At 53.0% G+C, this 8,871-nt stretch carries 5 protein-coding genes; 4 read left to right on the top strand and 1 reads right to left on the bottom strand.

The genetic code is table 11. The features are described 5' to 3' along the window. Positions 1–120 precede the first annotated feature (120 nt). Positions 121–3,120 (bottom strand): carboxypeptidase regulatory-like domain-containing protein, encoded by a 3,000-nt coding sequence (locus ACNKH3_RS11360; RefSeq protein ID WP_417917092.1) that lies wholly within the window; start codon positions 3,118–3,120, stop codon positions 121–123. Positions 3,121–3,450: 330 nt separating this feature from the next. Here ACNKH3_RS11360 and ACNKH3_RS11355 point away from each other — a divergent pair, with 330 nt between their 5' ends. From ACNKH3_RS11355 to ACNKH3_RS11340, 4 genes are all read left to right on the top strand, one after another. Further along, the gene (locus ACNKH3_RS11355; protein ID WP_420209323.1) at positions 3,451–5,454 is read left to right on the top strand and encodes a DNA topoisomerase IV subunit A; all 2,004 of its coding nucleotides are present in this window, start codon (positions 3,451–3,453) and stop codon (positions 5,452–5,454) included. 33 nt (positions 5,455–5,487) lie between these two features. Then, positions 5,488–6,117 (top strand): site-2 protease family protein, encoded by a 630-nt coding sequence (locus tag ACNKH3_RS11350; protein ID WP_420209322.1) that lies wholly within the window; start codon positions 5,488–5,490, stop codon positions 6,115–6,117. Positions 6,118–6,316: 199 nt separating this feature from the next. Further along, the gene (locus tag ACNKH3_RS11345) at positions 6,317–7,978 is read left to right on the top strand and encodes a sulfatase-like hydrolase/transferase (RefSeq protein ID WP_420209321.1); all 1,662 of its coding nucleotides are present in this window, start codon (positions 6,317–6,319) and stop codon (positions 7,976–7,978) included. 255 nt (positions 7,979–8,233) lie between these two features. Beyond that, positions 8,234–8,860, top strand: coding sequence for a hypothetical protein (locus tag ACNKH3_RS11340; protein WP_420209320.1), 627 nt, complete (start codon positions 8,234–8,236; stop codon positions 8,858–8,860). Positions 8,861–8,871: the final 11 nt, after the last annotated feature.

Genomic DNA, 8,871 nt, shown 5'->3' with positions numbered 1-8,871 from the left:
TGATTTGCTGACTCCGAAACGCAGAGCCGTCTCTTCAAAGCTCAGGCTGTCCTGGTCTTTGATCTCCAAAACCTTCCGACGAAAATCTATTGAGTATGCCATACGCACAGTGTAGTCATTTTATACTGCTTTGACTATAATATCCACTTTACGGATGCGATAGTTGTTGCTATCGGCGATGAAGATATTTCCAGCCTGATCTATCGCCACTCCTGTTGGGTGATCAAGGCTGGCTTCAGTTGCCAGAATGTTGTCGCCGTTGTAGCCTTCAGAACCATTGCCTGCAAATGTGGTGATAATGCCGTCAGTATCCACCTTGCGAATGCGATTGTTATAAGTATCTGCAATAAAGACATTTCCAATCTGATCTACTGCCACTCCTCTTGGCTCATAAAGGCTGGCCTCAGTTGCCGGACCATTGTCGCCGTTATCGTCGCTGGAGCCATAAGAGCCGTTGCCTGCAATTATGTGGAGAATGCCAGCAGTGTCAACCTTGTAGATGCTGCTCTTGGAACTGTCGGCGATGAAGATATTTCCTGCCTGATCTACAGCCACTCCTGTTGAATAACCGAGACTGGCCTCAGTTGCCGGAATGTTGTCGATATTGTCAGCCCAAACGCCAGTGCCAGCCACTGTTGTTATGATTTTAGAGTTTCTTTCCAGAATTGAGCCATCCCCTTTGTAAAGGTACTCTGCACCTATGCCAAGGATATGATGATCAGACAGAGTCCAGCCTTCAGCTATGCTTCCGTGTCCCGCATCTCTTTCTGCGGTAATCGGGAGCTGAGAACGCTGCCAAGAAGTAACCTCCTGCCGCGCCCGGATACCGGTAACATCGCTGCCAGCTTGAGCAAAGGCATTGGAGAAATTCCCGGCTGAGTAATACACCGCATCATAAACAAAGCCAATAGCAACATCAGCTTCCACAGCTCCTGCTTCCCGTCCCAGATAATCCAAACCATCCCAGACAAATTGCGCCTGCTGGTTCGGCAGCGGCTCCAAAGTCTTCGTCAGTGTGCGGCCTGCCAGCTTCACCTCAACAATGATGCTCTTCAGGCTGTCCGGCACCGTGTCGCCGCTGGCCGGAACCGTGATGACTTGTTTGTACCCGTCCACCCGATTGGAGGCGTAATGCAGGGTCATGCCGGTTCCCGGAATCGGAATATCTTCATGAAATACCCGGCCCCGTTTTTTGACGTAGGAGTTGATAAAGTCCGTGTTGGCTTTACACATCCCGTTATTGGCATCATCTACAGGTGTTTCAATATCAGGCGTGCCCTTGCCACTCGGCTCGGTCGCCCCCTCCGGCGGCCCATAAGGCCAGTTGCAGTCCCACGGCGTGAAATGGGTGACAGCTGCCCGCCAGAATTCCTTTCCCGGCGCATAGCGGCTCGCATCTTCCAAGCCAATCACTTCATCGGCAAAGGAGCCGTCACTGTTCAGATCATTCGGTTGGCCGTCGCCATCCGAATCCAAGGCATCAACAACACCGTCGCTGTCCGTATCTAACAGCTTGACCACAATGCCGTTTTCAGACGGCACCCAAACTCCGCGATCCCGGTCGTAATAACCCACCGGCACTGGCACGGTCTCGCCGCTGACCATCTTAAAGCCGAGGAAGTTGTCCACCCAGAGCGTCACCGGCTTGTCAAAGCGCACCCGTGCCGCGCCATCCACGGACAGTTCCGTGCAGTAGGTGTAGGCGGAATTCGGCGGCAAAACCGCAGGCATGGATTCCTGCGTCTTGAACTCCGTGGCTCTGGCCGTGATGGTCGTCAATTCCTGCACATCTTTGCCCTGCTCATCAACCAAATACGCCTTGTTGTCGCCCTGAAAAACTATGGTCGCAGAGCGGCTGCCAAACTCGTCAGTGACCAGCGTGCTTGTATGCGTGACCACGGTTGCAGGATTGCCGTCAAAGGTGACTTGCGTGGCCGCCGAATCTTCAGCCAGCATTTGCACGGTTTCTGCAACCGCAATGTCATTCCACGGCACATAGACCTGCCGGTGCGAGGTGATGAAACCGGCCCGTTTATAGGCAATGGTCATGGTGCCGCCGCCTTCCACCGGAATGCTGAACCGGCCCTCCGCATCAGTCCGCACCGTGCCGTATTCAGGATGGCCATGCACCGTGATGCGCACCTCGGCCAGCGGCGCATCTTGCAGATCATGCACCAAGCCGGTAATCAAAGCAAACCGCTTGGCATCGTATTCAGCAACGGTCGCATCCGGCGGGACAAGATCGCCATACTGCTCACCATACGAGCCTTCCGGCTGCTCTGTCGGATTGCCAGTCACCTGCACCGTCACCTGCGCGCTGACCGTGCCCTTGGCTCCTGAACCGGTGATGGTGTAGGTCGTGGTATGATCAGGCGTGACGCTGCGGGAATTATTTGCTGCAACCGCACCTATCCCGTTGTCAATATGAACGCTGTCAACATTGCTGCTCTGCCAGGACAGCTGGGTGGAGCTGCCAGCGGCAATGCTCTCCGAGGCGGCAGAAATGCTGATTGCAGGGGCATCAGCAGGCAGCACTTCAACCGTGGCCGTATCGGTCGCCGTGCCGCCCGCACCAGTGGCAGTGATGGTGTAAGTTGTTTTTGCTGTGGGAGAAACGCTTTTCGTACCGTTGAGATCAACCGTGCCAATCCCGTTGTCAATGCTCACGGAATCCGCATTGGTGCTGGTCCAAGTCAGAGTCGAATTGCCGCCTGCGGCGATGGAGGCCGGATCAGCAGACAGAGAGACCGTGGGCGGCTGAAGCACAGTGATTGTGACGCTGTCCGTCGCAGAGCCTTTTGCGTCTGCGGCAGTGATGGTGTAGGTTGTGGTCGTGGTCGGCTGCACAGACAGGGAGCCGTTCAGATCAACCGCGCCAATGCCGTTGTCCATGCTGACGGTATCCGCGTTCGTGCTGGTCCAGCTCAAGGTTGCAGCATGGCCCAGCATGATCGTGGCCGGGGCTGCGCTGAGAGATACCTTGGGCGCGGCGGCTTTTCCTCCCAGCTGCATCATCATGAAGATGCGCAGCAGGGAGCTGCCAGAATTGCCAGCCCACGCTGAGGACAGCAGGAAACAGAACAAGAGCACGGCAAGGAGCAGCGGCTTCTTTTTTTTCACAAGTTGGCCCTCAATTGTTAATGAAACTGACTGAGTAAAATTTCTTACCATGTCTTTGCAAGAAATGTCAATCTGTTTTTTCATCATGCCGTCGCTTTCTGAAAATCGGTTCGTCTCAAATCTGATGCGGCGGCGCGGGCTGTGAGCCGCAGGGTGGCGGGAAACAGCGCGAAGCGGAAATAAGGACATGGGCAAAGAAGAAGCCTTGCGGCGGATCAGAAAAGCTGCCAAGATAAGGGCAAACCGAGCTTCACTGCATCGGTCCGCCTTGAACGCTCCTGCTCACAACAAGATGGCAGGAGCGGCCCGTCATATATCAACCCATCACCTATGGCCAACGACAAGACACCCGATCAGCCGCAAAGCCGCCTGCACCGGCTCTTTGACCGCAACTTCCTCGACTACACCGCCTACGTCATCCGCGAGCGGGCCATCCCGGACATAGACGACGGCCTGAAGCCGGTGCAGCGGCGCATCTTGCAGACGCTGCGCAACATGGACGACGGGCGCTATCACAAGGTGGCCAACGTGGTCGGCGAGACCATGAAGCTGCACCCGCACGGCGACCAGTCCATCTTCGCCGCGCTGGTCAATCTGGCCAACAAGGAGCTGCTGATAGACCGGCAGGGCAACTTTGGCAACACCTTCACTGGCGACCAGGCATCAGCGGCCCGCTATATTGAATGCCGCCTCACGCCGCTGGCCCGCGAGACGCTCTTCAATCCTGATCTGACCGCGTTCGTGGACTCCTACGACGGCAGGATGCAGGAGCCGGTGACACTGCCTGCCAAGCTGCCGCTGCTCCTGCTGCTGGGCGCGGAAGGCATCGCGGTGGGCATGGCCACCAAGATCATGCCGCACAACTTCGGCGAGCTGCTGCAAGCGCAGATAGACTGCCTCGACGGCAAGGACTTCACGCTTTACCCGGACTTTCCCGGCGGCGGCATCGTGGACGCTTCCAGCTACGAGAGCGGCAATGGCCGCCTGCGCTGTCGGGCGCGCTTAGAGCTGCGCGACGATAAGACCATTACCGTCACTGAGCTGCCTGCGGGCCTGACCACAGAGGCATTGATTGAATCGGTCGAGCGGGCGGCTAAAGCGGGCAAGATCAAGATCGCCTCGATCAGCGACTACACCGCTGAAAAGGTGGAGGTGGAGATCAAGCTGCCGCGCGGCATGTACGCCCAAGACGCGCTGGACGCGCTCTACGCCTTCACCGACTGCGAGCTGAGTGTTTCTCCTAACTTAGTGCTGATCAAGGATAACATGCCCTGCATCATGGGCGTGGAGGAGGTGCTGCGGCACAACACCGAAAAGCTGCGCCGCGACTTGGAGCAGGAGCTGCGCATCGAGCGTGGCCGTTTGGTGGATAAGCTCCACGCGGCCACGCTGGAGCAGGTCTTCATTGAGGAGCGGCTGTATAAGCAGATTGAAGAGGAAAGCAGCTCCAAGGCAGTGAACGACGCGGTGCGGCAGGCTCTGGAGCCGTTTGCCGGGCGGCTGATCCGCAAGCCGGGCAAGGAGGACATCGAACGCCTGCTCGACATCCGCATCAAGCGCATCTCCCGCTATGACCTCAACAAGCAGCGCAAGGAGATTGAGGAGTTGCGGCGGAGCGTCGCCGCCATTGACAAGCACCTTGAGGATGTGACGCTCTATGCGAAGAGGCATCTGCAAGGTCTGCTCGACAAATACGGGCCGATGTTCCCCCGCCGCAGCGAGCTGAAGGCCTTCGACCAAGTGGATGCGCGCGAGGCGGCTCTGAGCAATTTGCAGCTTGTCTATCAGCGCGAGTCGGGCTTCCTTGGCTACAAGGTCAGCGCGGAGGAAGGCAAAGACGGCCTGTCCGCCGCCTGCTCGGAGCTGGACCGCATCCTGCTTATCTTCCGCGACGGCCTCTACAAGGTCATCCCGGCACCGGACAAGCTCTTTGTCGGCCCGGACCTGCTCTGGATGGGGCCGGTGCGCAAGGAGCTGGTCTTCAACCTCATCTACCGGTCAGGCGCGCTCAACCTCAGCTATGTCAAACGCTTCCGCACGCCTAAGTTCATCCTTAACAAGGACTACCGCCTCTTTGAGGAGCACAATCGGTCGGTGATTCAGCTGCTGCTGGTGGGAGAGAAGGGCTTGCGGGCGAAAGTGAGTCTCGTGCCCTCAGCCAGAGCGCGGAGCAATGCGCTGGAGATTGACTTTGACGAGCACCTGATCAAAGGCGAGGCGGCGCAGGGCAAACGGGTGAGCGAGCGGGCGGTGCGCAAGGTCACGGACATTACCGGCCTGCCGAAGCAGGCTGCGCCAGCGGTTCCAGTGCTGCCGGGGCTGGGGCAGAGCTGAACGCCGCACTTCCTTCATCATTGCGAGAACACGATGGACATCAAGCAATACCTGCTGAATTTTCTCATTCTTGGGCCGCCCTTCCTCTTCGCCCTGACTCTGCATGAGCTGGCGCACGGCTATGCCGCCTTGCGGTTGGGCGACCCGACCGCGAAAAACGAGGGCCGCCTGACCTTGAATCCGCTCAGTCACCTCGATCCTTTCGGCACCATAGCCTTTTTTCTCATCAGCATCGGCTGGGCCAAACCGGTTCCCGTTAATCCGGCCTATTTCCGCAATCCGAGCAAGGGAATGCTGGCTGTGGCCTTGGCCGGGCCAGGCGCGAACCTGCTGCTGGCCCTGGCCAGCGCCTTGGCGGTCAAGCTGCTGCTTCTGCTGCCGCCCGCCTCGCCTTGGCTCATCAGCCTGCTTGTCCCGGCGGTGAACATGGCGGCAGCCTCGGTCTGGATCAACATCATGCTGATGGTTTTCAACTGCCTGCCCATTCCGCCGTTAGACGGCTCCAAAGTGCTGATGGGCCTGCTGCCCCCGGACGCGGCCCTCCGCTACGCCCGGATGGAGCCATACGGCTTCCTGCTCGTGCTGCTGCTCTCCTACACGGGCGTGCTCGGCGGCATCATCGGCCCGGCCACCCGCTTCGCCAACGGCCTGCTGCTGGGATGAGTCTTCTTGTGTGTAAACAATTGCAATTATTTCTGTTTTTTTTTGCAGAAGCTGTACGCATTTTTCCTGATGACAGACCGGTCGATTTGTGCTTTTTTAAGGACAAAACTCCTTATTGCGCAGACGATGACTGCGGTCAGTTCCTTTTGGCTGGCAACAGAGCGGGGGTGAACAAATCTGAACCAATTAATTGCCTACAATGAAAAAGCACCCTCGTTGTTCCGCTGTTGTCAACGGCTTTGGATATCTGGCTGCGCTGCTGCTTATTTTCTTTGCCTACAGCAAAATGTCAGCGTGGTGGGTCGATATAGGCGGCCTGGACACCGATCCATTTGATTATCAGATATTTACACTTGAACTGCCTTTGCTGGTAATCATCAGTTCGGTCTTTTTTTGCAGAAGGGCGAAAGGAGTTGTATTCAAGTTTATTCTTCCATTTTTCCCTCTGCTTTCGTTCTATATATTTTTTGATATTTTCTACAGTTTTCTCAGGAGATCTCCTCACCCTTCTGATTTATATAATATCAATACGGTAATGGATTTTTCTCCTCTGGCAGGTTATTCTGTTATATTATTCTTTATAGTTCTTTTGCCTCTGACGTCTTTTTTTCTGCATGCAAAAATAGCGGACGAGTATTCTTTAAAAACTTTCTCTTTCTCTGTGTTAAAAAGGATTTTAATTTTAGTCTTTATTTTTTCGATATTTTATTTTTCACCCGTAAGGGTATTTCTTGTTGAAAAATTCAATTATATTGATTGGTCGCAAGAGAGGACAATTAAAAGCAACGGAAGGGTCGCAAGTTTTATCTATTACGGCTTGCAAGAGAAGAAAAACAGGGAAACTTTAGAAGAATTTTCTATGAAAATAGAGTCGAAATCTATAAATATTCATAATATTCTCTATCCTGATTTTTTGAATGTCGAAACATATTTTTTGAGAAATATCCATCTTGTAGTTCTTGAAAGTTTTCTTGATCCAAGGCTGCTGAAAAATGTCAAGTTCAATATCTCGCCGCTCTCTCCAGAACTGAAACCATTTCTGCTGGAGAATGAAATTTTTTCATTAGTTAAATCTCCAGTTTATGGAGGGAGAACTGCGCAGGCTGAATTTGAGCTGCTGACAGGAATACCTGCTCTTGCTAAAGTGGACAGCGTTGATTTCAATGTGATGATGGGCAATAGGGCCAGCAGCTTTGTGCAGCGGCTGAAGAATCTCGGATATCAGGCTGTTGCCACCATCGCCTCAAGTTCATGTTATTTCAATGCGAAGCAGGCATACAGAAGTATAGGGTTCAATGACGTGACCTTTTTAAAAGAAATAGATGAATTTGATTCAGTGAAAGAGTATCTTCCTATTTTTGATGGGGATGTTTTTGCATACAATCTGAAAAAGGTCAAAAAGTTCAAAGAAGAGAAAAAAGGGATGCTGTTCAACTATGTGATAGGAATGTACGGTCATTTTCCTTACGAAACCGTTCGGGAAGAGCATCCCGATGTGGTCGAAGTTGAACATGAGGACGAGCGCGTTCGCAAGATAGCAAATCAGTTTTTCTACAGAACTAAGGCTCTTGCATCTTACATAAGGCAGCTGCAGGAGATAGACCCGGACTCAATCATCTGCATTGTCAGTGATCATCTGCCGCCTATTTTGTGGGATGGAACACAGTATCAGTTAGATCAAGAAATGAATATCGCAATTCTGATCAACAGAAAAAATTCTATTGACACAGGAGGCAGGGAATATTACAAGCTGCCTTGGCTCATCTGGGATCTTATTTTTGAGCGTGAGCATATAGTTGATATTGATCACAAAATGACAGAAAATATCTATTACAAATTCTTGTCAGAAAGCATGTTTTAGCTGCTGATGAAAATTTCACTGAAAAAAGCAGTGCTGCTTGCAACAGCTTTTTTCTTTCAACCAGCAGGCGGAGTGAAAGCAGATGAAATGGAGGAAGAATTAAAGAGAATATTTGATGGAGCATCAAAATCATTCGATTTTCCTGCAAAGGAATGGCTGGAAAGCACGACAGACAGCAGGGTGAACAAGGAATTGTCATGCGATGCCGGTTTTTCTCTTGCCCAGAGAAACAGCGGGGACGGATACTTTCCGGTCTTGAACACCAGTGTAAAATTCACTCCGTTAGGATATTGGTTCGCTGAAACGGTTCTGTATTATTACACTGAGCAGGAGGAGCAGGATGAATGGGAGCCTGACTTCGTGTACCGCTTCGGCTATGAAGATTGGCGGCCTTACACATTCAGCTTGGTCTACAGCAATTACACCGGCAACAGATCTATCAGCGACGTTTCTGAGCAGTATGACCGGGGCAGCTACAGTCTGACTTGGAATTTGCCAGTGCCGGATTTTATTGCCAGACCATTTTTGATTGAACCGGAACGGGCAATAAGCTGCACTGCGGGCATGATTTATTCTCCGCTTTACACTACTGTCGAGGAGGATGGTCATGACAAAATACGGGGAAAAATCAGCTTCAGTGTTCCGCTGTACCGTAGTCTGCATCTGAGCTTCACATTTTTTCATTACTTCGACGACAGCGGCGCGCAGCAGCCTTGGGATCCTGACTACACCTATGAGCTTGCTTGGCGTGGCAAATATTTCTCAATAGCGTACAAAAATTATGGCGGCACCCGTTTCCCATGGCGTTCAAACTTGCAGCATGACAGCGGGTTCGCAGACGGCAGCATCGGCATAACATGGCATTGGGATTGGCTGAAATAATTTTTTCCGAC

It is taken from the genome of Candidatus Electronema sp. JC, from assembly GCF_048287365.2.
GTDB lineage: Bacteria > Desulfobacterota > Desulfobulbia > Desulfobulbales > Desulfobulbaceae > Electronema.
This window is presented reverse-complemented; position numbering and strand designations above follow the sequence as displayed.

Excerpts from the sequence above, each read along its gene's own strand:
- ACNKH3_RS11350 (WP_420209322.1), top strand. The coding sequence starts at position 5,488 with ATGGACATCAAGCAATACCTGCTGAATTTTCTCATTCTTGGGCCGCCC.
- ACNKH3_RS11345 (WP_420209321.1), top strand. The coding sequence starts at position 6,317 with ATGAAAAAGCACCCTCGTTGTTCCGCTGTTGTCAACGGCTTTGGATAT.
- ACNKH3_RS11355 (WP_420209323.1), top strand. The coding sequence starts at position 3,451 with ATGGCCAACGACAAGACACCCGATCAGCCGCAAAGCCGCCTGCACCGG.